Origin of the sequence: Neisseria sp. HMSC065D04 (genome assembly GCF_001815675.1) — a bacterium.
Classification (GTDB): domain Bacteria; phylum Pseudomonadota; class Gammaproteobacteria; order Burkholderiales; family Neisseriaceae; genus Neisseria.
This window is the reverse complement of the sequence record NZ_KV821524.1, coordinates 95,122-118,468: the sequence shown is the minus strand read 5'-3', so window position 1 is coordinate 118,468 and position 23,347 is coordinate 95,122. Positions and strand designations below refer to the sequence as shown.

The 23,347-nt window shown below is 53.6% G+C and carries 27 protein-coding genes, 1 tRNA gene and 1 riboswitch; of the genes, 7 read left to right on the top strand and 21 right to left on the bottom strand.

What is annotated here, in order from left to right:
* Positions 1-145: 145 nt before the first annotated feature.
* The 8 genes from HMPREF3050_RS08665 to HMPREF3050_RS08630 form a co-directional block, all read right to left on the bottom strand.
* Positions 146-1,339 (bottom strand): LD-carboxypeptidase, encoded by a 1,194-nt coding sequence (locus HMPREF3050_RS08665; RefSeq protein WP_070774471.1) that lies wholly within the window; start codon positions 1,337-1,339, stop codon positions 146-148.
* A gap of 102 nt (positions 1,340-1,441) precedes the next feature.
* On the bottom strand, positions 1,442-1,840 hold the full coding sequence (locus HMPREF3050_RS08660) for an HIT family protein (protein WP_003741569.1): 399 nt from the start codon (positions 1,838-1,840) through the stop codon (positions 1,442-1,444).
* Positions 1,837-2,151, bottom strand: a complete 315-nt coding sequence (locus HMPREF3050_RS08655) for a hypothetical protein (protein ID WP_070774470.1) — start codon at positions 2,149-2,151, stop codon at positions 1,837-1,839. Before HMPREF3050_RS08655 ends, HMPREF3050_RS08660 begins: the two co-directional genes overlap by 4 nt.
* Before the next feature lie 10 nt (positions 2,152-2,161).
* Positions 2,162-2,599: a ribonuclease HI gene (gene rnhA, locus HMPREF3050_RS08650; RefSeq protein ID WP_070774469.1), complete on the bottom strand. Its 438-nt coding sequence runs from the start codon at positions 2,597-2,599 to the stop codon at positions 2,162-2,164.
* A gap of 173 nt (positions 2,600-2,772) precedes the next feature.
* On the bottom strand, positions 2,773-3,393 hold the full coding sequence (locus HMPREF3050_RS08645; protein WP_070774468.1) for an NAD(P)H-binding protein: 621 nt from the start codon (positions 3,391-3,393) through the stop codon (positions 2,773-2,775).
* Between the two features lie 1,021 nt (positions 3,394-4,414).
* Positions 4,415-6,235, bottom strand: a complete 1,821-nt coding sequence (gene hutW / locus HMPREF3050_RS08640) for a heme anaerobic degradation radical SAM methyltransferase ChuW/HutW (RefSeq protein WP_070774467.1) — start codon at positions 6,233-6,235, stop codon at positions 4,415-4,417.
* A gap of 465 nt (positions 6,236-6,700) precedes the next feature.
* A complete protein-coding gene (locus HMPREF3050_RS08635; RefSeq protein ID WP_040668660.1) occupies positions 6,701-7,381 on the bottom strand; it encodes a YiaD family glycine zipper/OmpA-like lipoprotein in 681 nt (226 codons plus the stop codon).
* Between the two features lie 299 nt (positions 7,382-7,680).
* Complete coding sequence (locus tag HMPREF3050_RS08630; RefSeq protein WP_070774466.1) at positions 7,681-8,580, bottom strand: YoaK family protein; 900 nt, start codon at positions 8,578-8,580, stop codon at positions 7,681-7,683.
* A gap of 296 nt (positions 8,581-8,876) precedes the next feature.
* Here HMPREF3050_RS08630 and HMPREF3050_RS08625 point away from each other — a divergent pair, with 296 nt between their 5' ends.
* On the top strand, positions 8,877-9,266 hold the full coding sequence (locus tag HMPREF3050_RS08625) for a hypothetical protein (RefSeq protein WP_009310961.1): 390 nt from the start codon (positions 8,877-8,879) through the stop codon (positions 9,264-9,266).
* A 195-nt stretch (positions 9,267-9,461) separates the two neighbouring features.
* Here the strand turns inward: HMPREF3050_RS08625 and HMPREF3050_RS08620 are convergent, their stop codons facing one another.
* The 4 genes from HMPREF3050_RS08620 to tpiA form a co-directional block, all read right to left on the bottom strand.
* Entirely contained in the window at positions 9,462-10,025 is a 564-nt protein-coding gene (locus tag HMPREF3050_RS08620; RefSeq protein ID WP_003759309.1) for a hypothetical protein, read from the bottom strand.
* Between the two features lie 897 nt (positions 10,026-10,922).
* A tRNA-Leu gene (locus HMPREF3050_RS08615) sits at positions 10,923-11,008 on the bottom strand.
* Positions 11,009-11,021: 13 nt separating this feature from the next.
* Entirely contained in the window at positions 11,022-11,384 is a 363-nt protein-coding gene (secG, locus tag HMPREF3050_RS08610) for a preprotein translocase subunit SecG (RefSeq protein ID WP_039405607.1), read from the bottom strand.
* Positions 11,385-11,394: 10 nt separating this feature from the next.
* The gene (tpiA, locus tag HMPREF3050_RS08605; protein ID WP_003759302.1) at positions 11,395-12,168 is read right to left on the bottom strand and encodes a triose-phosphate isomerase; all 774 of its coding nucleotides are present in this window, start codon (positions 12,166-12,168) and stop codon (positions 11,395-11,397) included.
* Between the two features lie 183 nt (positions 12,169-12,351).
* Here tpiA and HMPREF3050_RS08600 point away from each other — a divergent pair, with 183 nt between their 5' ends.
* From HMPREF3050_RS08600 to HMPREF3050_RS08590, 3 genes are all read left to right on the top strand, one after another.
* On the top strand, positions 12,352-12,855 hold the full coding sequence (locus tag HMPREF3050_RS08600) for a GAF domain-containing protein (RefSeq protein ID WP_141758424.1): 504 nt from the start codon (positions 12,352-12,354) through the stop codon (positions 12,853-12,855).
* A gap of 102 nt (positions 12,856-12,957) precedes the next feature.
* Complete coding sequence (locus tag HMPREF3050_RS08595) at positions 12,958-13,614, top strand: protein-L-isoaspartate O-methyltransferase family protein (RefSeq protein ID WP_070774464.1); 657 nt, start codon at positions 12,958-12,960, stop codon at positions 13,612-13,614.
* 99 nt (positions 13,615-13,713) lie between these two features.
* The gene (locus HMPREF3050_RS08590; RefSeq protein ID WP_070774463.1) at positions 13,714-14,040 is read left to right on the top strand and encodes a rhodanese-like domain-containing protein; all 327 of its coding nucleotides are present in this window, start codon (positions 13,714-13,716) and stop codon (positions 14,038-14,040) included.
* Between the two features lie 220 nt (positions 14,041-14,260).
* Here the strand turns inward: HMPREF3050_RS08590 and HMPREF3050_RS08585 are convergent, their stop codons facing one another.
* Both HMPREF3050_RS08585 and HMPREF3050_RS08580 read right to left on the bottom strand, forming a co-directional pair.
* The gene (locus tag HMPREF3050_RS08585) at positions 14,261-14,704 is read right to left on the bottom strand and encodes a PNPOx family protein (protein WP_070774483.1); all 444 of its coding nucleotides are present in this window, start codon (positions 14,702-14,704) and stop codon (positions 14,261-14,263) included.
* Between the two features lie 64 nt (positions 14,705-14,768).
* Positions 14,769-15,413 (bottom strand): hypothetical protein, encoded by a 645-nt coding sequence (locus tag HMPREF3050_RS08580; protein ID WP_003759290.1) that lies wholly within the window; start codon positions 15,411-15,413, stop codon positions 14,769-14,771.
* Between the two features lie 260 nt (positions 15,414-15,673).
* On the opposite strand from HMPREF3050_RS08580, the gene rnhB reads away from it, so the two are divergent.
* Together rnhB and HMPREF3050_RS08570 are read left to right on the top strand one after the other, a co-directional pair.
* Positions 15,674-16,267 (top strand): ribonuclease HII, encoded by a 594-nt coding sequence (gene rnhB / locus HMPREF3050_RS08575; RefSeq protein ID WP_070774462.1) that lies wholly within the window; start codon positions 15,674-15,676, stop codon positions 16,265-16,267.
* 182 nt (positions 16,268-16,449) lie between these two features.
* On the top strand, positions 16,450-17,124 hold the full coding sequence (locus HMPREF3050_RS08570) for a hypothetical protein (RefSeq protein ID WP_070774461.1): 675 nt from the start codon (positions 16,450-16,452) through the stop codon (positions 17,122-17,124).
* 84 nt (positions 17,125-17,208) lie between these two features.
* Here HMPREF3050_RS08570 and HMPREF3050_RS08565 read toward each other — a convergent pair whose 3' ends face one another.
* The 3 genes from HMPREF3050_RS08565 to HMPREF3050_RS08555 all read right to left on the bottom strand — a co-directional run bounded on the left by HMPREF3050_RS08565 (position 17,209) and on the right by HMPREF3050_RS08555 (position 18,660).
* Positions 17,209-17,997: a thiazole synthase gene (locus HMPREF3050_RS08565; protein WP_070774460.1), complete on the bottom strand. Its 789-nt coding sequence runs from the start codon at positions 17,995-17,997 to the stop codon at positions 17,209-17,211.
* Positions 17,998-18,081: 84 nt separating this feature from the next.
* Positions 18,082-18,276 carry a sulfur carrier protein ThiS gene (thiS, locus tag HMPREF3050_RS08560; protein ID WP_070774459.1) on the bottom strand — a complete coding sequence of 65 codons (195 nt, stop codon included), beginning with the start codon at positions 18,274-18,276 and terminating at the stop codon, positions 18,082-18,084.
* 30 nt (positions 18,277-18,306) lie between these two features.
* Complete coding sequence (locus HMPREF3050_RS08555) at positions 18,307-18,660, bottom strand: winged helix-turn-helix transcriptional regulator (protein ID WP_070774458.1); 354 nt, start codon at positions 18,658-18,660, stop codon at positions 18,307-18,309.
* Between the two features lie 104 nt (positions 18,661-18,764).
* Between HMPREF3050_RS08555 and HMPREF3050_RS08550 the strand changes: the two genes are divergently transcribed.
* Entirely contained in the window at positions 18,765-19,784 is a 1,020-nt protein-coding gene (locus HMPREF3050_RS08550) for a zinc-binding alcohol dehydrogenase family protein (protein ID WP_070774457.1), read from the top strand.
* Positions 19,785-19,900: 116 nt separating this feature from the next.
* Here HMPREF3050_RS08550 and thiE read toward each other — a convergent pair whose 3' ends face one another.
* The 4 genes from thiE to HMPREF3050_RS14885 form a co-directional block, all read right to left on the bottom strand.
* Entirely contained in the window at positions 19,901-20,518 is a 618-nt protein-coding gene (gene thiE / locus HMPREF3050_RS08545) for a thiamine phosphate synthase (RefSeq protein ID WP_070774456.1), read from the bottom strand.
* A gap of 47 nt (positions 20,519-20,565) precedes the next feature.
* Complete coding sequence (locus HMPREF3050_RS08540) at positions 20,566-21,627, bottom strand: WG repeat-containing protein (RefSeq protein WP_070774455.1); 1,062 nt, start codon at positions 21,625-21,627, stop codon at positions 20,566-20,568.
* Positions 21,628-21,776: 149 nt separating this feature from the next.
* Positions 21,777-22,871, bottom strand: coding sequence for an FAD-dependent oxidoreductase (locus tag HMPREF3050_RS08535; RefSeq protein WP_070774454.1), 1,095 nt, complete (start codon positions 22,869-22,871; stop codon positions 21,777-21,779).
* 106 nt (positions 22,872-22,977) lie between these two features.
* A riboswitch (TPP riboswitch) is annotated at positions 22,978-23,087 on the bottom strand.
* Between the two features lie 34 nt (positions 23,088-23,121).
* The coding region (locus HMPREF3050_RS14885) for a hypothetical protein (protein ID WP_210399924.1) at positions 23,122-23,347 on the bottom strand (226 nt) is incomplete at its 5' end.

The following is a 23,347-nucleotide window of genomic DNA, read 5'->3' as shown; positions in this document are numbered from 1 at the left end:
CTGTCTGCGGCTTCGTCGCTTTGTCCTGATTTAAATTTAATCCACTATAGTACCGCTCATTCCCTCATTATGTCGGATAGAAAAAGGTCGTCTGAAAAACCGGATTCGGATTTTCAGACGACCTTTGTTTGAATCGAAAGCTTGTTTATTCGATGACTTCTTCGGTTGTCGTGCTGCGGTAGGTAGAGCCGTTAAACGTCGGCACGGGCGGGGGCAGCAGGTTGTTGAGGGTCAGGGCGGTGGGGTTTAGGGTAGGATAGCCGCTGAAGGTTACGGTGTAGCCGCCGTTGGCTGTACTGTGGATTTTGGCATGTGCGCCTAAGGGGAAGGTGCTTTTATTGGTAATGTGTCCGAAGGGGAAGCCTGTCAGGACGGGGACTTTGGCGGTGCGTGAGACGTGGTTGACGACGGCGGAGAAGTCGTAGCTTGAGTCGTATACGTCGCGGATGGTGCCCATGCGGAAGTCGCCGAAGATGATGGCGCGTTGTTTTTGCAGGATGCCTGCAAGATAAAGCGTGTTCAACATGCGTTCGATGCGGTAGGGTTGTTCGCTGACGTCTTCGACGAACAGGATGCCGCCTTGGATGTCGGGCATATAGGGCGAGCCTGCGAGGGAGGCGAGAACGCTGAGGTTGCCGCCCCATAAGGTACCTTCGACGTTGACGTTGGCACGTTGGATGGCGGGAACGTCGATGATGTTGACGTTGTTGGTGGTGCCGCGGATGAACGAATCCATGGTGAAGACGCTGGGTTCGGGTTTGCCGAATTCGCTGTAAACCATGGGGCCGGCGAAACTTGCCATATTGCCTTTGGCGAGCAGGGCGAGTTGGACGGCGCAAACGTCGCTGAAGCCGAAGAACAAAGTACCGCGTTCGCGCATTCTGGCGCCGAGTGAGGCGAAGTCGATTTGCGGAAGGATGCGTGCCGCGCCGTAGCCGCCACGCAAACCCATGAGGACTTTGGGTGTTTCAACGCGGCCGGTGGCGACCTCTTGGAAGTCGGCGGCACGTTGTGCGTCGGAACCGGCGAAGCGTTGATAGCGTCGGCTGCCTGCTTGTTGGTTGGTCACGGTAAAACCTGCGTTATAGAGGCGGGTCAAGCCTGCGTTGACGCGGTTGGAGTCTTCGGCAAAGCCGGAAGGGGCGACGACGCGGAGGAGGTTGTCGCCGGAGCGTGGGGGATGGCTGGTTTTGGGCTGCACGGGTTGGGCTTTCGCTGTGTTGCCGGTTTGAGTGGACGGGGTGACGGTAGTGCCGGTGCCGCAGGCTTGCAGCAGTCCGGCTCCGGCTGCGGCGGAGCAGGCGCGGAGGAAATGGCGGCGGGAGGTTTGCCAGGTCATATGGTTTCCTTTGGTTGGGTTTCAGACGACCTTTTCGGCAGGGGTCGTCTGAAAATCGGTTGATATGCGGTATCCGATACGCTTATTGAGGTCGTCTGAATGTTACGCCAGCAGGGCTTTGACTTGTTCCGTCCAGTTGTCCGGCAGGGTCATGCCGTGTTCGCGGACGGGGGCTGCCCAAATCGGGGCGGGAAAGTTGGCATCGTTTTCAAAGCGGGCGATGACGTGCCAATGCAGATGGGGGACGACGTTGCCCAGGCTGGCAAGGTTGATTTTAGCGGGACGGAACACTTGGCGCATGGCGGCTTCGACTTTATACACCATTTCCATGATTTCGGCACGTTCGGCGGCTGAAAGGTCGGTCATCTCAGCGATGTGGTCGTTCCAGATGACGCGGCAGAATGCCGGGGCTGAGGCTTCGTTGTGGACGGCGATAACGCGCAGGTTTGGCGTTTGCAGCAAAATGTCTTCGTTGTCGGCAGTGCAGATGGGGCAGGTCATGGTTTTTTCTTTCTCAGTCTGAATAGGAATCGGATGATTTCAATCAGGATTTTTAGAACGAGGTAAATGGTAGTCAGAGATATGAATGCGAAAAGCCACGGTTTAGGTATAAACCACCAAAATAAATAGGCGGGCGTGATTAAGTCGTCACATTCTTCGGCACTCTCAATGTGATCACACAAGCCAAAGCGAAAAAAATCATCGACATCATGAAAGGGCGAATAGGCGAACATAAGCGCTATGGGCGTCACACAAATCAATGCAATGATGGCAATCCAAAAGAATGGTTTGAGATGTTTGAGTGCAGTCATGGATGAAATGTTATAAAAATTTTGCCGCGCCTCGGTTGGCGAGCTCGTCGGCTTTTTCGTTTTCAGGGTGTCCGGCATGGCCTTTTACCCAAGTCCAGCGGACTTCGTGCTGTTGAACCAAGCTGTCGAGTTCTTTCCATAAATCATCGTTTTTAACCGGTTTTTTGGCGGCGGTTTTCCAGCCGTTTTTTTTCCAGCCGTGTATCCAGCTTTCCATGCCGTTTTTGACGTATTGCGAGTCGGTGCAGATGATGACTTGGCAGCGGCGTTTTAGGGATTTCAGGCCTTCAATGACGGCGGTCAGCTCCATGCGGTTGTTGGTGGTTTCCGCTTCGCCGCCGAACAGTTCTTTTTCATGTGCGCCGTAACGCATGAACACGCCCCAGCCGCCGGCGCCGGGATTGCCTTTGCATGCGCCGTCGGTGTAGAGATAGACGGGTCTGTCCATAAAATACCTTTGTGTGAAGAGCCATTATCATAACACAAGGTGGGAGGTCGTCTGAAAGCGGGGTTTGGGAATGGTTTATTAAGTGGACGAATGGATGCCGCCTTGATTGTCGGCAATAGAAAACAGGTCGTCTGAAACGGTTTCAGACGACCTGTTTGACTATGGACGCGGTGTTAACTGCCTGCGCCGACGGTGTAAACCTTACCGATGCTGCTGGGGTTTTGCAGGACGGCGGCGACGGCGGTGGCGAGTCCGTTTCGGCTCATGTAGTTTTTAGGGATGCCGTCGGGGCGGTCGGTCAGGATGTGGCGGTTGTCTTCGCTGTTGTCCAAACCGCAGGGGCGGAGGATGGTCCAGTTCAGGCTGCTTTGTTTGAGGTAGATTTCGGCTTCGGTTTTGGCGCGGACGGCTTCGCCGAGGGCTTGTTTGAAAGGTTCGCTCATCATGTCCCATTGTTCGCCGCAGCCCATGCTGGTAATCAGGATGAAACGGGCTTGCGGGTTGGCGGCTTGGACGGCGGCGATGATGTTGATATTGCCCAGTGCGTCGCTGCGTATGCCTTGTTCGTTTTTGCCGCCGACGAAGCTGATGACGCTGTCGGGGCGGTATTGTGCGAACACTTTGTCGAGCGCGTCGGCATCGAGCGCGTCGGCGGTGGTCGTCTGAATGCGGTGTTCGCTAAAGAACGAATCTTCAGACGGCTTTCTTAATACGGCAACGGTGTCGGCGGGATGGGTGAGCGTGCGGATGAATGCGCGGCCGGACGGGCCGTTGGCGCCGAAGATGAGTTGCATGGGGTCTCCTTTGTGTGTCGGCTGGTTAGGGGTTTCAATAATCTACTTACTCTGTTGAGTGGTTGGGGGTAAGGTTAGTTGATTTTTCAGACGACCTTTTTGTGTTTGATGCTGTGTGGTCATGGGCAAAGCCCACGCTACTTCTTTTCGGTTCTCTTTCGCGGCAGAACGGTGGTCGTCTGAAAATGGGCGAGGCAGGTTTTATAACAACTGCCGTAGCGTGGGCTTTGTCCGCGGAATCGACTTACCGGTTTTGTGTTTTGCCCTCTCCCTAGCCCTCTCCCACGGGGAGAGGGAATGGGTTGGCTGGGAAACTCCAAGTGGCAGAGAAACCAAAAATGGGAGCAGTCGTAGCGTGGGCTTTGCCCGCGGAATTGACTTACCGGTTTGTGCTTTATCCTCTCCCTAACCCTCTCCCGCGGGGAGAGGGGATGGGTTGACAGGGAAGCTAAAAGTGGCAGAGAAACCAAAAATGGTTCAGTTGTAGCGTGGGCTATGCCCGCGATTTTGCTTCAACGGTCGTCTGAAATCTGTATTTGTTTTTAACGAAACTCGCTGAATTCGTTTGAACTTCATTGATACTGCGCTTTCAGACGACCTTGTTGTGTTTGATGTTGTGCTGTCGTGGGCATAGCCCACGCTACTTCTTTTTGGTTCTCTTTCGCGGCAGAGTATTAGGTCGTCTGAAAGCGGGCAAAGCGGGTTTCATGACAACTGCCGTAGCGTGGGTTTTGCCCTCTCCCTAGCCCTCTCCCGCGGGGAGAGGGGATGGGTTGACGGGTAAACTTCAAGTGGCAGAGAAGCCAAAAATGCTTGAATCTCAGTATCCTCAATTCCCTCTCCCCGTGGGAGAGGGTTAGGGAGAGGGCGGTAAGCGCAAGCTTACTTTGGAAACAAACACCAATCTTGCAAGCAGCCTGTCAAATTTCATCGGTTATTTACGATGCCGAAAGATGATTTCGTTTGTGCAGGAATGCGGCAATTTCTATCGGTTTTCAGGCAGAGGTCGTCTGAAACCTCTTTAAGCCGCATCGAACAGTTTTCTCATGGCTTCGATTTGGTGTTGTTTGAGTTCGCCTGCTTCATCGCGGCCGACGAAGATTTTGAACATGGCGCCGCCGTTGCGGTTGATGAAGTTGAGCGAGCAGGTGTCTTTGCCCATAAACGGACGCTCTAAAAGGTAGATGGCGGCGCAGTTTTCGTAATAGATATGACCGTGTACGCCGCCGTCGGTTTCGGGATGGTCGAAATTGTAGAAGCCGCGGCCGACTTTGCCGCCGGGCAGTTTGCCGGTAACTTCGACGATGGCGTCGGGGGTGTGGGCGATGAAGGTGACGGCTTCGTCCCAAGCGGCGACGGCTTGGAGGATTTCGACGATGCGGCTGCCTTCGGTTTGGCGGATGCAGTTTTCGGGCAGGCAGCGGATGACGTCTTCAAAGCTGCATTGGTTTTGCGCGGCGAGCATTTCGAGCACTTGGCCGGGATTTTTTTCCAATGATTGGCGCAACATGATTTGTTGTTCGGATGAAAGTTTTTGCATGGTTTGATCCTTTTCTTGAGTCGGAAGGGTGAGCATGAGTTTGCGGATGAGGGTGGGCGACCAGTAGCGGCCGCTGGTGTTCAGGCGGATGAGGCCGTCCGAACCTTGTTCTTCAAAGAGTTGCATTGCCTGCCATTGGGCGATCAGTTTCTGCGCGGCGGCGTTGCCGTCAAACAGCGAGGGATTCAGACGACCTGTTTCCATGTCGTGCTGCACTTGTCCGAGCAGGGTTTTGTTCGGGCTGTGGCCGCTCATGAAGGCGATGTTTTTTTCGCCTTTCGGGGTGGCGAGGTAGCTGTCCAAATCGCCCTGTACCTGATAGCTGAAGCCGTCGAAGTTGCCGCCTGCGCCGGAGCCGAACGCCCAGCAGGGAATGTTGGATTTGACCAGCGTGTTGTAGCGGTTGCGTTCGCCGCGGCCGGGATAGGCGAAATGGCTGTTGCTGACTTGGTTCCAGCCTTTTTGCGCCAGCGTTTCAACGGCGTAGGCGTATTGGTCTGCCTGAACGTCGAAACCGGGCGGGGCGGGAAATGCACCTTTTTCCACCATGCGGTTGATGGGCAGCATGGGATAGAGGTTGAAGGCGTAGGTGTCGAGTCCGGACAAAGGCAGGGCGGTGGCGCGTTCGAGATCGTTTTGCCAGACAGCGTCGGTTTGGTTGGGCAGGCCGAACATCAAATCGACAACGATGACGGCATTGATTTCACACAGTTTTTCCAGATAGGCAAAGGCTTCGTCGCCGCCGTGTTTGCGGCCGAGGCGGCGGCGGATGGCGGTGTCGAAGGTTTGCACGCCGATGGAAATGCGGTTGGCACCCGCTTCGATGCAGGCTTGGGCTTTTTCTATGTCGAAATGGCTCATACGGCCTTCGATGGTGAACTCGCAGTCGTCGGCAATCGGCAGGTATTGGTAACAGGCGCGGATGAGTCTAGCGAGGTCCGGGGTTTGCAGCGCGGTGGGCGTGCCGCCACCGAAATAGACGGCGCGGATTTTGCCGTTGCCCTGACGGATTTCGGCTTCCGCCGCCATTTCTTCGATAATTTTGTCGGTGTAAACGCTGCTGTAACTCTCTTTCCACGCGTTGCGGTAGAAGCCGCAGAACACGCAGTGGTTGGCGCAGAAGGGGATGTGCAGATAGGCGAGCGCGTCGGAATCGGCGGCATGAGGGAGCTTCTGCCGCCAGATGTTCTGCCATTGCGGACGGGGAATCGGTATGCCGCCCCATATCGGCATCAACGCCTGCCGTTCGGGAAAGGCTTTGGGCGCGGATTGGCGCGGTGTCCAAACAATCTGCTTTTCCATAATTGATTAAAAATGATTATTAATCATATTAGGAAATTAAATCACTGTCATCAGGCAGTGTCAAGGATGATGGAGCGGGGAAACGGAACATAAACAGTGTCGGCAGGTGAATAAATATAGTGGATTAACTTTAAACCGGGACGGCGTTACCTCGCCTTAGCTCAAAGAGAACGATTCTCTAAGGTGCTGAAGCACCAAGTGAATCGGTTCCGTACTATCTTTACTGTATCTGCGGCTTCGTCGCCTTGTCCTGATTTAGTTAATCCACTATATTGGTGGAATGGCTTGAGGTCGTCTGAAAAATCAAAGGCTTGTTTTGCTTTTAGCCTTAGTGATAAGGTATTCAACCGAAAACCTAATGAATAGGTGGCAAAACCGGCGAACCGATGGCGCAATGAAAAAAGGTCGTCTGAAACCCAAAATCGGATTTCAGACGACCTTTAACTTTATCCTCAGACGGATAGCTTACATTTGCTGTTTCGCCGCGTTGATGGCGTTTTGGTCGGGATTGATCAAAATCTCGACGCGGCGGTTTTGGGCGCGGCCTTCGGCTGTGGCGTTAGACGCGATCGGGTGGCGTGAGCCGTAGCCGGCGGTGGTCAGGCGCGAGCCGTTTACGCCACGGGATTGCAGGTAGTCGGCAACGGCAAGTGCGCGGTTGCGGGACAGTGGTTCGTTGATGGCGTCGTTGCCGGTGTTGTCGGTATGACCGTTAATCGTCAAAGTCGTGTCGGGGTATTGCACCAGTGTTTCGGAGGCGGTCGCCAAAGCGTTTCGCGCCTGATCGCTCAATGCCGCGCTGCCTGTGGCGAAGGTGACGTTTTCAGGCATCACCAGCTTGATTTGGTTGCCTTGGCGTTCTACTTCGATGTTGGTGTTTTTCAGGTTTTCGCGCAGTTTTTTCTCTTGATAGTCCATGTAGCCGCCAACGCCCGCGCCAATCGCGCCGCATGCCAACGCGGAGTTGCGCGCGCCTTTGCCGCCGTGGGTCAGTGCGCCGACGATGCCGCACACTGCCGCGCCGCCTAAGCCGTACATGGCGGTTTTGCTGGTGTTGCGTTGTCCGCTTACAGGGTCGGTTACGCAGCCGGTCAGTGCCAAAGGGATTGCCAACGCGGCAACGGTCAGAGGTTTCAAGAATTTCATTGAGATGTCCTTTCGACGACGCAGGGTCGTCTGAAAATCAGTTGGAAGAAGGAATGGTTCCCGCCATGACTCATATTGCCATTAATCCAATCGCTGTCCGTTCATTGCCCGCGCGTTTCAGGGATAACGCGACGCGGCAGCCTTGATTAAGGTGTTTTTCATTCAAAACAAAAGACTAGGTTTGAAGGGGTTGTCATCACGCAGGAGTATCTATTTGATTGGGCAAAAGAAAAGTGATTTGGTTCACTGAGCGCCGATAATTGGCATGGCGGTATGCGGATTTGCCACGATACCGCTTTTTAACGCTGTTTCGCACGATGCCGCCGATACCATCCCGCCAGCGCAAATTTCAAGCGCACTTTCACATCATAGCCCACAGACCCCGCGCCCAAGATGAACAAGACGGCGGATACCGGCAGCGCGAAATGGTGTCCGATTTTGTGGTAGCCCCAAGCACCCACGACACCACCCAGCAGAAATGCCCACATCAAGCCGTTCAACAGCCACATCTTCGGCTTATTGACATGAACATGAGGCAGGCGCGGATGATGTTTTTTCGAGTAATACAGCGCACGAGAAAGCTCGATGCCCAAGTCGGTCGCCGTGCCGGTCATGTGCGTCGAACGGATGGCGCCGCCGGACAAAAGCGTCATCACCGTATTGTGCATTCCCATGATGAAACACATTAAAAACAAAGCCAACGACGGGAAAACCAAATTCCCGTCCCCGATGTTCCATTTCGATGTCGTCAGACCGAACAAGCCGAATATCAGCAGATAAACCGCTTCCAGCCACATGGAAAAACCGAAGCTGCCGCGAAACCGCTTCTGCTGAGTCCACAAAACCACCCAGCCCGAATGCGCTGCGCCGACAATGAAACACAACACGCTGATCAAAGCCACCGCCGCCGTTACCCATTCGCGCAGATAAACAGCGTCCGCCAGCATCGACATCGAGCCGGTAACGTGCGACGTATAACGTGAAAACGCAAAGAAACCGCCCGCATTGATTGCCCCCGCCAACATTGCCATGATATAGCCGAGCCTGCGGAAACGCGCATCTGAAATATGGTGTTCGTGCAGATACGGCCTGTCCGCCTGCCAAAACGGCGGCGCGTGCAGGCGTTCATGCCGACGCTTGTGGCGACTGGTCTGCTGCTGTTGCCCGCTTGGTGTTTCTTCGTGATGATTTGCCGTCATATCAATCCCTTTTCAATTTTTCAGACGACCTCGATTCGATTGGATATGGTGCGATATTGTATCGCTAAGGGCTTCTTCAATGAATATGGCGAAATCACTATAAAAAGAGCAGGGCGAGATATGAGGTCGTCTGAAAATGGCTTTTCACTTTTCAGACGACCTCTTGTCAGGTGGTACGGTTTGTTTTGGCCGGGCTTTGCCGTTTTGTCGGTTGAACACGGACGGTACGACAGGCTTCACAATTTGCCGCAAAAGGCGTACATTATCCCTATCCCTTGATATAAAAAGGAAAAATCATGTCTCCCATTCGAGCTTCCCTGATACTGTGCATCGTGGCAACCCTGACCGCTTGTGCCACTACGCCCGAACAAAAAGCCGCCCGCGAACGCGCGCAAAGACGTTATGAACAGAACCTTCAAGTCAGTCTGGCTGCCGAATGCGATCCGGAGACTGCCAAACTGATGCGCAAACAGTTCGAGCAGGCGGAGCAAGTCGGCACGCCCAGTGCAGAACAAAAAGCCTTCCGCCTGAAATACATCGACAAAGTGTCCGACCCGATGTTCCAAGCCTGCTATAAGATGGCATGGCAAAATTATATTTCCCAACAACAGCTGCGCGAAGCACGCTATTACCGCTATTACGACGAGTGGGGATTCCCGTTTTACCGGCCGTATTACTGGTGGTAAAAAACGACCTGATATGTGTGCAGCCTTGAGCCGATAGAGTGGGGCAATCGTAGAGAGCCGGCGCTAAGGCAGGCTGTTTGTGGTGTTGCAGTGTCCGTTTACCGAATCATGCAGAAAGACAGCCGACGATGTAAAAAGGTCGTGTGAAAACCCGATTTCAAGTTTTCAGACGACCTTTCGCTTTATACAACGTCTTTATTTCTTCGCTTTGCCTTTGCCCTTAGCAGGTTTGGCAGGTGCTTTGTTCAATTGGGCCGTAGCGGTTTGGTCCAATACGCAGGACTTGGTGATGATGTTGTCCACGACTTGGTTTTGACCGTTGACGACAGTTTGTTGACGGATAGTCAGCATATTACCGTCCACTTTGTCGATGTTGGCATAGTTGGCGCGGTTGGCAATCCATGCCACGCCTTCACCCCAGAAGCCATTGACATCATTGCCGGTGCCGACGATGCGGGAAAGACCCGGAGTCAGCTGGCCTTGGTATTTCACTTGGGCAATCACAGGCTCATCACCTTGGAAGCCGTACATGACATTCAAAGGATCAGTACCGTTTGGTCCGCATTTGTAAGCCACTTCCTTGGTGCGTTCAATATTATTGACTTCCATGGTTTTAGGCGTTTCAGGTGCGGGAGCGGATTGTTGCGCAGTAGGAGTCGGAGCGGTTTCCGGTTTAGATTTAGAGCCGGAGCTGCCGCATGCAGACAGCGCGGTAGCGATAAGGACGGCGGGAACGATTAATTTCAGATTGGATTTCATCAAGTTACTCCGGATTTAGTCTATCGGGGTCAGCATAAACTGACAGAAAACCCTACCTTAACAGAGAAAAGAAGGTTTGTCTCGTCCATATATGAAAACACGATACTCATTATCAATAAAGTGCTATTTGTTCTTTTGAAAACAGTGGATTTGATTTACGCAAAGCTAATTGAAATTAAGTAAAGATATATCACGAATCAACAAAATACCGATTTTGAGGGGCGGGGGATTAATGTTTGGTGCTGCAAGATAGGGAATGATGTAAGGAAAATGATAGAGGACGAACTTTGAATCTGGGGAGGGCAATGAAAGTCGAAGATAGTGAAAAGGGCAGGGGAAAATGAATGGGTTTGGCGTGAAAGAAATTTTCGCCTTGTTTTCAGTGTTCTGGAAAATGGTACTTTTAAAATTTGAGTGGATGAGGTAAGGCTGTACGCTGGTGTAAAGCCAATTCTTTTTGCTTCAAAGATTTCCTATTTGAGAGGGGTTGATTTCACGAGATTTAATAAGGCAATGCCGTATGGTCAAACGGAAATTTGGGGATAGCAAGCGATAGTCTGCAAACCTCGCCTTTATTGAGTTTGGTTTTTATTGTGGAGATGCATTGGATGCAATACTTGGGATATATCGGATAGGGGGAATATAGTGGATTAACTTTAAACCAGTACGGCGTTACCTCGCCTTAGCTCAAAGAGAACGATTCTCTAAGGTGCTGAAGCACCAAGTGAATCGGTTCCGTACTATCTGTACTGTATCTGCGGCTTCCGCCTTGTCCTGATTTAAATTTAATCCACTATAAATTTAATCCACTATAGTAAGCGGTTTTTCTTTTTATCCGATGCATTGGACAGAAAAGAGAAACCGCTTAGATTTTTAATTCTAAGCGGTTTCTTGTTTTGGTGCCGACAGCGAGATTTGAACTCGCACAGCCTACGGCCACTACCCCCTCAAGATAGCGTGTCTACCAATTTCACCATGTCGGCATTTGAAAAACTTTTATTTCTGCTGCTGAGGAGCGGGTGCAGCAGGTGTGGGTTGGTTTTCAGCGGGAGCGGCAGGTTTAGGAGCCTGCTGGGTTTGTTTCACATTGCTGAAGTCCAAACCGTGTTTGTTTGTATGGGTATGGATATAAACCATTGCCATGCAGGTTGCGAAGAAGAAAGTCGCTGCGATGGCGGTTGCGCGGCTCAGGAAGTTTGCGTTGCCTGCGGAACCGAATACGCCCTGTGCGCTGCCGCTGCCTGACCCGAAGGTCGCGCCTGCGTCCGCGCCTTTGCCGTGTTGCAGCAATACTAACACAACCACTGACAAAGCGGAAATAATATTAATAATCCAGATAAGGGTTTTAAAGGCTTCCATATGATGTTTTCTACGAGGCTTGCGCTGCGTTGATGATGGCGGTAAATGAGTCATACGATAATGACGCGCCGCCAACCAATGCGCCGTCTACATGAGGTACTGCGAAGATGTCGGCTGCATTGTCTGCTTTCACACTTCCGCCGTAAAGAACGCGGATTTTAACATCGCTTCCGCACAAAGACAAGATTTCTTTGTAGATGAATGCGTGCATGTCGGCAATTTGTTCTACGGTGGCGACTTTGCCGGTGCCGATTGCCCATACAGGTTCGTAGGCGACGGCGATGTTTTTGGTGTTCAGTCCATGCAATACGGAGAGTTGGTGGGCGATGACTTCGTGTTCTTTGCCGGCTTCGCGCTCTTCGAGGCTTTCGCCGACGCACAATAGGGGAATGAGGCCTACGTTGAGGACGTTTTCCATTTTGCGGCGTTGGATTTCGTTTTTCTCGCCGAAATAGAGGCTTCGTTCGGAGTGTCCGATGAGGACGATGTCTGTGCCGATGTCGGCGAGCATTTCTGCGGAAACTTCGCCTGTGTAGGCGCCGTTGTTGGGGAAGCGGCTGACGTCTTGGGCGCAGGTGAGGATGCGGTTGTTGAGGACAATCTGCATGGCGTTGTGCAGTTGCAACAGGTAAACGGTCGGTGCGGCGAGGCCGATGAGGACGCGTTCGGCGGTGGGCATGATGCGGAAGCGGTGCATGAGTGCGTTGTTGTTTTGGAGTCGGCCGTTCATTTTCCAGTTGCCGATGACCCATTTTTGATCCCACATTCCGATTTGGTGATACATCTTTTTTGCTCCGTGTTGTGTTTCTTTGGCTGTACGCTGCGTGTAGCGCGATGTAACGTGAAGTTTAGTGGATATGCGACGGGTTAGCAACTTGAAACGGGATGCCCGGGGTCGTCTGAAATGCTGTTTCAGACGACCTGTTTTATAATAACTGCTTGATATACACATATATAGGACATGGCTATGCACGCGCTTCATTTTTCGGCTTCGGACAAGGCCGCGCTTTATCGGGAGGTGTTGCCGCAGATTGAGTCTGTGGTGGCGGACGAGACAGATTGGGTGGCGAATTTGGCGAACACGGCGGCGGTTTTGAAGGAGGCGTTCGGCTGGTTTTGGGTGGGTTTTTATTTGATCGATACGCGCACGGACGAATTGGTTTTGGCGCCGTTTCAGGGACCTTTGGCGTGTACGCGGATTCCGTTCGGACGCGGGGTGTGCGGTCAGGCTTGGGCGAAGGGCGAGACGCTGGTCGTTAAGGATGTCAACGCGCATCCCGACCATATTGCCTGTTCGTCGTTGTCGCGTTCGGAAATCGTGGTTCCGCTGTTTTCAGACGACCTCTGTATAGGCGTGTTGGACGTGGATAGCGAACATCTGGCGCAGTTTGATGAAACGGATGCTTTGTATTTGGGCGAACTGGCAAAGATTTTGGAGAAGCGGTTTAAGGCTTCGCGTCAGGCGGCTTGAGACCGAAAAAACGGGCGGGCGGCGCGCGCTGAAGTTGGCGCGGCGGGAGTGTGGTTTTATAATGTCTGCCATTGCTAAAACAATTATTTAACGGAGCACAAAATGGATTTTGAAAAAGCGCGGTTCAATATGGTCGAACAGCAAATCCGTCCGTGGGATGTATTGGATTTTGACGTTTTGGACGCTTTGGAGGAGATTCCGCGCGAGCGTTTCGTGAACGAGTCTTTGCAGGGCTTGGCGTATGCCGATATGGAGCTGCCGCTTGCCAACGGTCATAAGATGCTCGAGCCGAAAATCGTAGCGCGGTTGGCGCAGGGCTTGAAGCTGACTAAAACCGATACGGTTTTGGAAATCGGCACGGGTTCGGGCTATGCGACTGCGCTTTTGGCGAAACTGGCGGGTAAAGTGGTTTCAGACGACCTCGATGCCGAGCAGCAAAACCGCGCCAAAGCAGTGTTGGATGGCTTGGCTTTGGACAATATCGATTATGTGCAAAACAACGGGCTGACCGAGCCTTCCGCGGGCGCGCCGTTTGATGCGGTTTACGTCGGCGGCGCGGTGGATAGCGTGCCTGAAGTATTGAAAGAACAGTTGAAAGACGGCGGCCGCATGGCAGTCATCGTCGGCCGTCAGCCGGTACAACGCGCGCTGCTGATTACGCGCAAGGGCGACGAATTTGAAGAAAAAGTCTTGTTCGATACGCTGGTTGCGCATTTGGATGATAAAGAAAACCGTCCTTTCGGCGATTTCGATTTTTAATCTTTTTTGAAATCAAAGGTCGTCTGAAAACCAGCCGGACATGGCGAAACGTTTTCAGACGACCTTTCATCGTTTCCATCATTTCACACACACAACATCATGACGATCCCGCAACTCACCCCGCTGCAACTGCAACAATGGCAGGAAGAAGGCCGCGCGTTCCATCTGCTGGACGTGCGAACCGACGAGGAAACCGCCGTCTGCGTCCTGCCTGACGCCATCCATATCCCGATGAATCTGATTCCGCTGCGCCAAAACGAGCTGCCCGACGACGATTTGCCGATTGTCGTTTACTGCCACCACGGCATCCGCAGCCTGCATACGGCGATGTATCTGGCAGATGCGGGTTTTGAAAATCTGTTTAACCTGCAAGGCGGGATTGATGCTTGGGCTTTGCAGGTGGATGGGACGATGGCGAGATATTGAGATTTCTAATAGGAAAGGGCGGTAGGGCATGGATGCCGCTTTTTTGCGTGCGGATGATCCGAATATCAAAAATCCTGAAATCCGTTTGTCGGTTTCAGGATTTTTGTTTGGGTACTGTTTTTCAGACGACCTTGTATGCAGGGGTCGTCTGAAAACCTTTATCTTGGGGTATTGGGTTTAACCCATCAACGTTGAAACCAATCGCCAAGGGTTTAATGATTCAGGCGTTTTGGGCTTCGCGCTGCCAAAGGGTTTTTTGGGCGAAAACCAGTTTGTTGTCCGTAAATTTCACGTTTTCCAAGCGCAACGACCAAACATCGCTTTTCATCGCGCGGGCAAGCGGATGGGCTTTGTAATAGAGGGCGAGCGCTGCTTTTTTCTCTGTTTCGTCGGTCAGCAGTTGCGCACTGGCTGTCAGCTGTATGCCGTTGATTTTGGAGATATTTTCCGGCTGGCCTGCGATGGTTCCGGCGATGTTTGGATTTTTCAGCATCAGGCTGCCGTGTTTGGAACGTGCCGAAGTCAGGACAATCAGCCTTGCTTGCGCTTCATCGGGCACATAAAAGCAGCAGGCGCTCCAAATTTCGCCGTCTGCGGCTGCCGCAATGCTGATCACATGGTTGGCGTGTAGGAATTTGATGATGTTGTCGGGGATGGGCTGCATGATGGATTTCAATTGAAAATGGTCCGGAAAGCTTGGATTAAAAACTTTCCGAACCGTTGTCCGTTTAGCGTTTCATTTCGCTTTCAATGGCGCGGATATTTGCCTGACGGTCGTTGACGGCTTGGGTCAGACGGCTGATTTTTGCCTGATCGCCTTTTTTCTTGGCAACATTCAGTTGCGCCTGCGCCCTGACCAAAGCCACTTGTTCGTTGCGGACTTCGTTTTCCAAGATTTGCTTGCGGGTCAGTTGCGGCTTGGGTTTGGATGCAGGCAAGATGGGGGCGGGCAGGATTTTGGCTTTGCGGTTCAACTCGGCGGCGCGGGCTTTGGCTGCTTTCAGGTCGCCGACGGAAGTCGCTTCGCCAAGCTTGCCGTTGCGCAATTTGATGTCCAAACGGGGATTGGCGGCTTCTGCCGTGTTGGTTACGCTGCCGCCCGTCGTGCGCGGCAAGACTTTGATGTCGCCCGGCTCGGGAGCGGCTTCCCCGAGGGCTTCTTTCAGGTCGACACGCTCGGGTACGGCCCTGCCGGCTTCTTCAGGGCTGACGTTTGCAGTGCCGTCCGTATGGGATTCGGTGCAATCGTTGCCGATTTTTTTCTCGGTAAATACTGCGTTGCCGTCCACTTTGCAGATATAGCCGGCTTGTGCGGAGAGGGCGGCGCTTCCCAGCCCGAAAGCCAAAATCAGTCGGTAAAAAATCGGTTTCATCTTTATTTCGGTATATGGCAAAGGTTTTGATTATACTATGCAGCCAGTTATAACGAATCAACTTATTTCAAACAAGGTAAAATTTTCCGATGCCGCCTCTCATTGTGAAACGCTGCACGGGGATATCGTAGGCGCAAACCTAAACAGGCTGCGGCGATTATTGTGTTAAATATATTGGTTAGGCGGCTGGCAGGATAGGTGTTCCGTTTCGGCTGCTCCTTAGTTTTAAATAATGTCCATTTTTCTATTTTCAAACAACGATGACAAATTCTTTTCTGATTGCCGGCGTTGACGAGGCAGGGCGGGGGCCTTTGGTCGGCAGCGTGTTTGCCGCCGCCGTTATCCTTCCGCCGTCTTACCATTTGCCCGGTTTGACCGACTCTAAAAAACTCAGCGAGAAAAAGCGCGATATGTTGGCGGTCTTGATTAAAGAACAGGCGCTGGCATGGTGTGTCGCGCAAGCCGATCCGCAAGAAATTTTCGAGCTGAATATCCTTCATGCCACGATGTTGGCAATGAGCCGCGCCGTACACGGGTTGGCGATCAAGCCCGATAAGGTGTTTATCGATGGCAACAGAGTGCCGAAGGACCTTGGCGTGGATGCCGAAGCGGTGGTCAAAGGCGACAGCAAAATCATGGAAATTTCGGCGGCTTCCGTTTTGGCGAAGACCGCGCGCGATGCCGAGATGTATGCGTTGGCGGAACGTTATCCGCAATACGGTTTCGACAAACACAAAGGCTACGGCACGGCGCAACACCTCGAAGCCTTGCAGCGATACGGCGTATTGCCCGAACACCGCCGCGATTTCGCGCCTGTGAAGGCGTTGCTGGCGCAGGGAAAGCTCTTTGAGTAAACGTTTGCCTGATTTCTTTTTTCAGACAACCTCTGTCCGTATTCTTAAAATTTGTTTTTACCCGAACTTCTAAACTTACCGCGCGGAACACAACAAGGACACAAAGCCGTCCTTGCCTCAAACAAGGTCGTCTGAAATTTCAGACGATCTGAACCAAACAGAAAATTTGAAAGGACAACCGTATGCACACCCATCCCTATTTGGATTTACAGCAAGGCAATTTGGAAAGCTATTGCATGATGGTGCCAAAAAAAGAGGCTCTGCAATGGTATAGGCAGGGCTGGCTGGCGCATTACGCTGTCGGACTGTCGCGCAGCGATGCCAACCGCGCTTGGATGATTTACCGCCTGATGCGCTTCCAACGCGATATTTTGTTGTTCAACCGTCCCGTTTTGCTGACAGACAAATCCGTTGTTGGAAGGACAATCACGGGATTTTCCACCCACCTCGGCACTTACGGCATGGGCGGCCCGGGCTTTTTTGGATTGCTGCTGGATACGGACGAATATTTGGTCTATACGGCATGGTACGCCGGTTTCTACACGCTCTTAGACGGTCGCCCGATTGAAGTGCACCCGCAAACGGAAAACAACGTTTGCGGCTGGTTTTGCAATTTTGAGCAGGGTTGGGACGATTTGTCGCCCGTGCTGAACGGTTGCAAAATCACCGGATGCACGTTTGCCGAGCATGGCTGCACCCTGAGTCTGGAAAAAGGCGGCGCAACGCATGTGCTGGAATTTGTGCGCCAAGACGGGCGTATCCCGCTGAACTGCGGCGAGGCGCGATCGGCATACGAAAGCGGAACCATTACGGATTATTTGATGTTCCAACACAAAGACGCTTGGCTGGTGGTTTGAGGTTTTAGCGTTTTCCCATACGGAAGGTCGTCTGAAAGCCTGAGATACGGTTTTCAGACGACCTTTCTCATGATGAAGGCGGATTTAATACTCCGCCGAATGCCAAAACGGCTGCCCTACGGTCGGCGTACTGGCTTGCGCTTTGGTACGCGCTTCGACCGGTTCGGCTTCAAATGCCAGCCGTCCGGATTCGACGGCAAGTGCGAAGGCGCGCGCCATGTTGACGGGGTCGCCGCTGCGGGAAACGGCGGTGTTCAGCAATACGCCGTCAAACCCCCATTCCATCACTTGCGCAGCCTGCGAGGGCAAACCCAAGCCCGCGTCGATAATCAGCGGCGTGTCGGGCAGGCGTTCGCGCAGGACCTTCAGCGCGTAGGCGTGAACCGCGCCCAAACCCGTGCCGATCGGCGCCGCCCACGGCATCAATGCCTGACAGCCCGAGTCAAGCAGGCGGCGGCAGGCAATCAGGTCTTCGGTGCAATAAGGCAGCACTTTGAAGCCGTCTTTAATCAGGATTTCCGCCGCTTCGACGAGCTGGAAGACGTCGGGCTGCAACGTGTCGTCGTCGCCGATGAGCTCGAGTTTGATCCAATCGGTTTCAAACACTTCGCGCGCCATCTGCGCCGTCGTTACCGCTTCCTGCACGCTTTGGCAGCCGGCGGTGTTCGGCAGCACCGGGATACCGATTTCTTCCAAAAGCGACCAAAACCCCTGACCGTGCGCCTCGCCGCCGCTTCCCGCGCGGCGCAGCGAGACGGTAATCATCGCGGGACGGGCGGTTTGGACGGATTGTTTGAGGATTTCAGGGGTCGGATAGGCAGCCGTACCGAGCAGCAGCCGTGAAGGGAAAGTTTCTCCGTATAGGGTGAGCATGATGGGTTCCTTTTGTCCTGATTTAAATTTAATCCACTATAACGTTGTTTTGGGGGCAGGGGTCGTCTGAAAAGGCAAAACCGCCTAGCCGCCGACCACCGGTCGCACAATATCGACTTTGTCGTTTTCGTTCAAAACCGTTTCCGCATATGCGCCTTTGGCGACGAATCCGGTATTTACCGCGACGGCAAAAGGCTTTTTCGGCGCGGTTTGGGCGATAAGGTCGGCAACGGTTGTGCCGTGAAGTTCGGCGAGTTTACCGTTTAAGATGATGTTCATGGTTTCTCGATATTTCGTAGGTAAGTTTCTTTATTCGCGATGCGCCTGCTCTTGCTTGAATCCGTCGCCCCATTCCTTCAATGCTGTCAGCACGGGGGCAAGCGTTTTGCCGTAATCCGTTAGCCGGTATTCCACGCGCGGCGGGACTTCAGGATACACCGTGCGCGAAATGATGCCGTCGGCCTCCAATGCGCGCAGTTGTGCGGTCAGCGTGCGCTGCGACACATCGGGCAGGATGCGGCGGATTTGGTTGAAGCGCAGCGTACCGTCCGTGTGCAGGCGGTAGAGTATCGTGCCTTTCCATTTGCCGCCGATAACGGAAAGCGCGGCTTCCACCGAGCAGCCTTCGGCGCAGTCGTAGCTTGGGTGCGGTGTGCGGGGCATGGCAGTATCCTTTATGTAACTATATGAAAAATAAGTGCGTTCTTGTTAGTGGTGTGCTTCGGGCGCATGATACACGCTTTCAGACGACCTAACAGGAGAACATCATGAAAGCCATCGGTTTCAACCGCCCTTTGCCCATTGCCAACCCTGAAGCCCTGCTCGACATCGAAATGCCCGAACCCGAACTGCGGCCGCACGATATTTTGGTTGCCGTGCAGGCGGTTTCAGTCAATCCTGTCGATGTGAAAGTTCGGGTGGCACATACGCCTGCGGCAGGGCAGTACCGCGTATTGGGTTACGACGCGGCAGGCATTGTTCAGACGGTCGGCAGCGAAGTGCGGCATTTCAAAGTCGGCGACGAAGTGTATTACGCGGGCGCCATCAACCGCCAAGGTTCGAACGCACGATTACAGGCGGTGGACGCGCGCATTGCCGCCAAAAAACCGCGTTCGCTGGATTTTGCCCAAGCCGCCGCGCTGCCATTGACGGCGATTACCGCATGGGAAACGCTGTTCGACCGCTTGGACGTGAACAAACCCGTGGCAGGCGGCGCCAATGCGCTGCTCTTAATCGGCGGTGCAGGCGGGGTCGGCTCGCTTGCCATCCAGTTGCTGAAAAAGCTGACCGACATTCAAGTCATCGCCACCGCCTCCCGCCCCGAAAGCCGCGCGTGGGTGAAGGAATTGGGGGCGGATTTCGTCATCAACCATCATGAAGACATGGCGGAACAGGTTGCCGCGTTAAATATCGGCGCGCCATCGTTTGTTTTTTCCACCAACCATACCGACCGCCATCTGCCGCAAATCGTGGAACTCATCGCCCCGCAAGGCAGAATCGCGCTGATTGACGACCCCGAAACGCTGGACGTGAACCCGCTCAAAGGCAAAAGCCTGTCGCTGCATTGGGAATTTATGTTTACCCGCCCGCTGCGCGAAACGGCAGACATCGAACGGCAGGGAGAAATCCTGGCCGAAACCGCGCGGCTGGTGGATGAAGGCATCATCCGCCCGACTGCCACCCAAATCCTGCACGGCATCAATGCCGCCAACCTGCGCCGCGCACATGAGATGCTGGAACGCGGAGATATGGTCGGCAAACTGGTGGTGGAAGGCTGGGACAACTGAATCCGCCGATTATTCTTTGCGCCGTTATGCCCGCTTCTGCCTGTATAGCATCCGAAATGACGGCAATCGAATATCCTAATTGAGCAGGTCGTCTGAAATTTGGCTTTCAGACGACCTTATTCATCCCACAAAGCCTGAAACGCTTTAACCACCGCTTCGGGATTTTCTGCTTCGGTAACGGCGCGGACTACGGCGAGTGAGGAAACGCCGGTTGCCAATACATCTTCGGCGTTGTTTAAATCGATGCCGCCGATGGCGACGACGGGCGTGCCGCCTGCCTGTTTTACATATTCGCGCAGTTTGTCCAAGCCTTGCGGGGCGGTGGGCATTTGTTTGGTCGTGGTCGGGAAAATTGCACCGCTGGCGACGTAGCTGGGGTGTACGGACAGGGCGCGGTCAAGTTCAGCGACGGAGTGCGTACTCAAACCCAAACGCAAACCGGCGGCGGCGATGGCGGCGAGGTCGGCGGTGTCCATGTCTTCCTGTCCGAGATGCACACCGTATGCGCCTGCTTCTATCGCCTCGCGCCAGTGGTCGTTGATGAAAAGCTGAGTGCGGCTGCCCTGACAGGCGGCGACGCAGCGGGCGATTTCGCGTTTCAATTCATCGCCGTGCAGGGTTTTGCAGCGCAGTTGCACCGTGTCGGCACCTGCTTTGACCATGCGCTCCACCCAATCGGCGGTGGGAACGACGGCGTAGAATTTGAGCGGGGATTTTAGGGGCGGGAAGGTCATGGGGTGTCCTTTTCATTTCTTACGGAGCAATAGGGGTCGTCTGAAACTCATTTCCTGCGTTTCAACAAGGCTTTTGCTTCGGGATAATCTTTCAAGCGAAACGGGTTGTCGTTCCAAGAGCCGCTTTTCTGTCTTTTGGGTTGTTCGGCAAGCGTGCTGCGGATATCGTGGCGCAGGTGGGTTTCCAGCGGAAGCGGTGTTTCTTCTCCGACAGGCAGGGCGTAGAGCCGTTTGCCGTCGGCGCCGGCGAGAAAGCGTTCGCCTTCAACGGTGTTGCCTTTGCCGTCAAACAGGACGATTTCGTAATACGGATAGCCTTGCACGGGCTGCGACACGATTTCAAAGCGGTAGGCCGCGCGTTCTTCGGCGGTTTTGTATGGCGAATGGTGAACTGCTTCCAGTCCGACAATCAGGTTTTTGTAGCGGTTGATGCGTTGCAGAATATCGCGTTCGGCGGCGGTGTAGGTAAACGGGTGCGGATAAAATTTGCCGTTTCGTTCGATGTCGGAAGCGGCGCGGCGAGTGTCGCTGGGCGCAACGGTATTGCCGCGTGCGTCCATCATGCCCCAAGTGCCGCCCTGTACGGCGGTGTGTTCTTCGTCCACGCGCACTTCTCGACAGTCGTCGCAAAATGCGGCATAGCCATATTCAAACTGTCCTGCCCAATCGTGTTGGGCTGGAGTGACCAAGTTGTCCGCGCGGTCGGCAAAACCGACTTTGCCGTCTTTGGAAACATAGCGGCGTTTGCCTTCCGAAAAATAGTCTGATGCCAAGTCATACATCATCGGCTGATATAAAAACTTGCCCTGCCGCGAATGCAGGAAAAACGGCGAATAGGCAACTTTGCCCCGAACTTCTCGGCTTTTATCCAGAAACAGTAACTCGTCACCAGTGGTTTCGCCGTGTTCGCAAATAAATTTGCAGTTGTATTGCGCAGGGACGATGATTTTGCCGCTTGTGGTTTTTGCGCCGAATTTGCCGTTTTGTTCGAAATAAATGATTTTTTCGGCAGAACGCGGTTTCAGGTTGTTTGAAAACTTGGGTGCGGCAAGGGCGGCGGAGTGGGTGAGTAAGAGCGCGGGCAGTAAATACAGGGATTTCAGATTCATTGGAAACCTTTCGTCGATGAGCAATATAGGTAGATTGATGACCATACGGCGTTGACGCGCCTTGTCGTATTATATTCATACAGGCTGGTGTCGGGGTGTGCCGCTTTGCTGTAAAACCTATGCCGCGGCGTTTTCAGACGACCCCAAACTTATTTTTCAATATACGCCAAACCGCTTTCTTCATCACGTTCGGGCGCGTTTTTTCCGTCAAACAGGGCGACTGCCAATCTGACGGCAGCGGCGGTTACGGCGGGGGAAATCATGAAACCGTGGCGGAAAAGGCCGTTGATTTCAATCAGGCGTTGGGTGCGGCTGTAACGGATTTCGGGGTTGTGGTGGTTGAGCGTGGGGCGCAGACCGGTGGCGATTTCGAGGATGTCGGCTTCGCCGAAGGCGGGGTGGACGGCATAGAGTGCGGACAAAAGTTCCAATCCGGAACGTACGCTGGCGGGGGCTTGGCTTTCGCTTTCGATTTGGGTCGCGCCGATGACGAAGACGTGGTTTTCTTTTGGGGCGATGTAGAGCGGATAGCGCGGATGGAGCAGGCGTACGGGGCGGTTGAGCGTGATTTCGGGCGTATAAACCCGCGCCACTTCGCCGCGTATGCCGCGCAAGGTGCTGGTGTGTTCGGGGGATTGGTTCCACGCAGTTTTTGCGCCGTAGCCGCGGCAGTCGATCAGCCAGTCGTATTGGGCTTGCAGGTCTTCGGGGGCGCATTCGTGTTCCCAATGGCAAGGGACGTTCAGCCCGTCCAAAGTGTCGGCAAGTGCAGACAAGATTTGCCGTCCGTCGAGCTGGCCTTCGGTCGGCAGGTAGATGCCGTCTGAAAAACGTTCTGCGAGCTGTGGTTCGTGTTCGGCGATATCGTCGGCGTGCCAACGGACGATTTCATCATCCGCTACGCCGCCGCGTTTGAGATGGCGGACGAACTCGCCGGATAATGGCTTGTCCTGCCCGTGCCACACGATCAGGCTGCCGTTTTCCTGCATCATGGTCGGTGTTTTCAGACGACCTCGGATGTTGTGCCACAGCGGAACACTCTGCCTTCCCAGTTTGATGACTTCAGGCGTGGCTTCGACCGCCTCCGAAGCCGGTGCGAGCATGGCGGCGGCAACATAAGCGGCGGCGTGTTCGCCTTTGCGCCCCCCTTTGTCAAAGAGGGCAACCGATAAACCTTGTTCTGTAAGTTGTAAGGCAGTCAGACGGCCGCAAAGGCCGCCGCCGAGAATGGCGATACGGGGCATGGTGGATTCCTTTGTAGTATGGTGCAATCGGGAAGTCGAAAGATAAGACGGGAGCGGAATCCACCGAATGGCGGGAAATGCGGGAAAGGGAACGGAAGCCTTTTCAGGCGTTTGACAGCTTGTTTCCTACGCAGGCATTACCCCGACAGGTTCTACGGATTCCGCTGATGCGGTCTCAGCTGTTTGCGGGAACAAGCAGCACTCCGACAAGAGGTTTCCAGTTTACATAAAATCGATTGCTTTGGCAAAGTCAGGTCGTCTGAAAAATGGGTTTCTGTATTTTCAGACGACCTGTTGCCAGACGTTTGGCCGGTTGGGGAAATGGCGTTAGGGAGAAGCGCATCGGCATTATTGATATATACTGTCGCCAATGAACAAGGGGCTTTGCGATGAAGTTCGTTTTTGCGAAAAGCACCGAAGTAGGTTTATTTATAGTGGATTCACTTAAATCAGGACAAGGCGACGAAGCCGCAGAC

Coding starts and splice junctions, on each gene's coding strand:
- HMPREF3050_RS08665 (WP_070774471.1), bottom strand. CDS start 1,339: ATGACCTGGCAAACCTCCCGCCGCCATTTCCTCCGCGCCTGCTCCGCC.
- HMPREF3050_RS08660 (WP_003741569.1), bottom strand. CDS start 1,840: ATGACCTGCCCCATCTGCACTGCCGACAACGAAGACATTTTGCTGCAA.
- HMPREF3050_RS08655 (WP_070774470.1), bottom strand. CDS start 2,151: ATGACTGCACTCAAACATCTCAAACCATTCTTTTGGATTGCCATCATT.
- rnhA (WP_070774469.1), bottom strand. CDS start 2,599: ATGGACAGACCCGTCTATCTCTACACCGACGGCGCATGCAAAGGCAAT.
- HMPREF3050_RS08645 (WP_070774468.1), bottom strand. CDS start 3,393: ATGCAACTCATCTTCGGCGCCAACGGCCCGTCCGGCCGCGCATTCATC.
- hutW (WP_070774467.1), bottom strand. CDS start 6,235: ATGGAAAAGCAGATTGTTTGGACACCGCGCCAATCCGCGCCCAAAGCC.
- HMPREF3050_RS08635 (WP_040668660.1), bottom strand. CDS start 7,381: ATGAAATTCTTGAAACCTCTGACCGTTGCCGCGTTGGCAATCCCTTTG.
- HMPREF3050_RS08630 (WP_070774466.1), bottom strand. CDS start 8,580: ATGACGGCAAATCATCACGAAGAAACACCAAGCGGGCAACAGCAGCAG.
- HMPREF3050_RS08625 (WP_009310961.1), top strand. CDS start 8,877: ATGTCTCCCATTCGAGCTTCCCTGATACTGTGCATCGTGGCAACCCTG.
- HMPREF3050_RS08620 (WP_003759309.1), bottom strand. CDS start 10,025: ATGAAATCCAATCTGAAATTAATCGTTCCCGCCGTCCTTATCGCTACC.
- secG (WP_039405607.1), bottom strand. CDS start 11,384: ATGGAAGCCTTTAAAACCCTTATCTGGATTATTAATATTATTTCCGCT.
- tpiA (WP_003759302.1), bottom strand. CDS start 12,168: ATGTATCACCAAATCGGAATGTGGGATCAAAAATGGGTCATCGGCAAC.
- HMPREF3050_RS08600 (WP_141758424.1), top strand. CDS start 12,352: ATGCACGCGCTTCATTTTTCGGCTTCGGACAAGGCCGCGCTTTATCGG.
- HMPREF3050_RS08595 (WP_070774464.1), top strand. CDS start 12,958: ATGGATTTTGAAAAAGCGCGGTTCAATATGGTCGAACAGCAAATCCGT.
- HMPREF3050_RS08590 (WP_070774463.1), top strand. CDS start 13,714: ATGACGATCCCGCAACTCACCCCGCTGCAACTGCAACAATGGCAGGAA.
- HMPREF3050_RS08585 (WP_070774483.1), bottom strand. CDS start 14,704: ATGCAGCCCATCCCCGACAACATCATCAAATTCCTACACGCCAACCAT.
- HMPREF3050_RS08580 (WP_003759290.1), bottom strand. CDS start 15,413: ATGAAACCGATTTTTTACCGACTGATTTTGGCTTTCGGGCTGGGAAGC.
- rnhB (WP_070774462.1), top strand. CDS start 15,674: ATGACAAATTCTTTTCTGATTGCCGGCGTTGACGAGGCAGGGCGGGGG.
- HMPREF3050_RS08570 (WP_070774461.1), top strand. CDS start 16,450: ATGCACACCCATCCCTATTTGGATTTACAGCAAGGCAATTTGGAAAGC.
- HMPREF3050_RS08565 (WP_070774460.1), bottom strand. CDS start 17,997: ATGCTCACCCTATACGGAGAAACTTTCCCTTCACGGCTGCTGCTCGGT.
- thiS (WP_070774459.1), bottom strand. CDS start 18,276: ATGAACATCATCTTAAACGGTAAACTCGCCGAACTTCACGGCACAACC.
- HMPREF3050_RS08555 (WP_070774458.1), bottom strand. CDS start 18,660: ATGCCCCGCACACCGCACCCAAGCTACGACTGCGCCGAAGGCTGCTCG.
- HMPREF3050_RS08550 (WP_070774457.1), top strand. CDS start 18,765: ATGAAAGCCATCGGTTTCAACCGCCCTTTGCCCATTGCCAACCCTGAA.
- thiE (WP_070774456.1), bottom strand. CDS start 20,518: ATGACCTTCCCGCCCCTAAAATCCCCGCTCAAATTCTACGCCGTCGTT.
- HMPREF3050_RS08540 (WP_070774455.1), bottom strand. CDS start 21,627: ATGAATCTGAAATCCCTGTATTTACTGCCCGCGCTCTTACTCACCCAC.
- HMPREF3050_RS08535 (WP_070774454.1), bottom strand. CDS start 22,871: ATGCCCCGTATCGCCATTCTCGGCGGCGGCCTTTGCGGCCGTCTGACT.